Source organism: Kineococcus vitellinus (genome assembly GCF_009906315.1).
Classification (GTDB): Bacteria; Actinomycetota; Actinomycetes; order Actinomycetales; family Kineococcaceae; genus Kineococcus; species Kineococcus vitellinus.
In genome coordinates this window covers 1-1,536 of the sequence record NZ_JAAALL010000528.1, presented here as the reverse complement: position 1 = coordinate 1,536, position 1,536 = coordinate 1, and the positions used below count along the sequence as shown (strand labels likewise).

The window sequence follows — 1,536 nt, the reverse complement described above, 5'->3', positions numbered from 1 at the left end:
CGTGGGCAGGCCGAGGGGAGGAGGCACCGAGCACGGCGGCGCGGCCGCGACGGCGGCCGGGGCGGGTGAGGGCACCGCGGTGCTGGTGCTGCGCGAGGAGTGCCTGCGGCAGGGGGTGGGCACCCTGCGCCGGGAACTGGCCGAGGCGCTGGAGGCCGGAACCCGCACGCTGGTGGTGGACGTCTGCCAGGTGCGGGACCTGTCCTCGACCGTCGTGGCGCTGCTGCTGCGGGCCAAGCGCTGCTGCCGGGCCCGCGGCGGGCACGTGGTGCTGCGCGGGCTCAGCCGCGCCGAGGTGGACGTCCTGCACCGCACGGGGTTGAGCCCCCTGTTCGAGATCGAGGCGCGCCACCCCGCCGCCGCGCCCGCAGCGAGCGGCTCCCCGCGGGAGCGGTCGAGGACACGAGAGCAGGAGGGGTGAGGACCATGTCGACGACAGCGGAACCCGCACCGGCCGGGCACGCCTGCGACCGGTGCACCCAGCACTTCCCCACCGCGCGCAAGCTGCGCGACCACGTCGCCTGCGACCACCGGCCGGCGCCCGACGGCGCGGAACTGGTCCGGGCGCTGCTCGAGGCACCCGCCCGCCCCGCGCCGGTACGGCGCTCGACGTGGTCCCCACCGGCGGCTCCCTCCCGCTCGAGCCTCGCCCGCCTGCTCATCGCGGCGATGGTGCTCGCGTGGGTGCTCAACGGGCTGGGCATCGCCTGGAGCACCCTGCTGGGTGCGGCGGCCGTCCTCGTCCTGAGCGCCGGGACCACCCTGCTGCTGCTGTGGCTGCACGTCGACGCGGCGGCGGTCCCTCCGCGACGCCGCGGGCCCGGCTCCCCCGGGGACGGCACCGGCTGAGCCGCCCTCCCGGGGCGGGGACGGCGGGTCGGTCGGTCCTGCGGGCGGTCGGTCGGGCGGTGCGCCCGGCGCCGTCCGCCTGCGCGCGCAGCGGCCCGGCCCGCGGCTCACACCCCGGACGCCGTGCCGTCCGGGGTGCGATCGGCGCTCTCGGCGGCCAGCGACGCCAGCAGCCGCAGCTTCTCCGCGCCCTCGCCGGCGGAGTCCGGGTAGTACACGACCAGGAGGACGTCCTCGACGGGCAGCTTGTCCCGGTGCAGGCGCAGCTCGCCGACGAGGGGGTGCTCGAGGAGCGTGGTGCCACCCGTCAGCCGGCGCACGTCGTGGCGCTGCCACAACGCCCGGAAGCGCGCGCTGGCCAGCGTCAGCTCACCGACCAGCTCGAGGACCCGGGGATCGCGGTCGGCGTCGAGGGGTTCGGCGGGGTCGGCGCCGGCGCCGACGCCGACGGAGTGGCGGAAGGCCGCGACGAACTCGGCGGTGGCCGCCTCCCAGTCGCGGTGGAAGTCGCGCTCGGCCGGGTCCAGGAACAGCGAGCGCAGCCGGTTCTCCCCCGGCCGCAACCTCGGGGACAGCGCGAGCGCCAGCGGGTTCGAGGCCAGCACGTCGAAGGCCCGGCCCTCGACGAACGCCGGCACCTGCAGCGCCGCCAGCAGGTGGTGCAGCCGCGGGGGGACCCGCTCGGCC

General features: G+C 77.9%; 3 protein-coding genes. 2 read left to right on the top strand and 1 reads right to left on the bottom strand.

The genetic code is table 11. From position 1 onward, the window contains the following. Together GTQ99_RS23120 and GTQ99_RS23115 are read left to right on the top strand one after the other, a co-directional pair. On the top strand, positions 1–421 hold a 421-nt coding region (locus GTQ99_RS23120; protein ID WP_166617999.1), incomplete at its 5' end, for an STAS domain-containing protein. 5 nt (positions 422–426) lie between these two features. Continuing rightward, the gene (locus GTQ99_RS23115; protein WP_166617998.1) at positions 427–849 is read left to right on the top strand and encodes a hypothetical protein; all 423 of its coding nucleotides are present in this window, start codon (positions 427–429) and stop codon (positions 847–849) included. Positions 850–956: 107 nt separating this feature from the next. On the opposite strand, the gene GTQ99_RS23110 is transcribed toward GTQ99_RS23115, so the two are convergent. Further along, positions 957–1,536, bottom strand: a 580-nt coding sequence (locus GTQ99_RS23110; RefSeq protein WP_476702863.1) for an MmyB family transcriptional regulator, incomplete at its 5' end; no start/stop codon positions are given.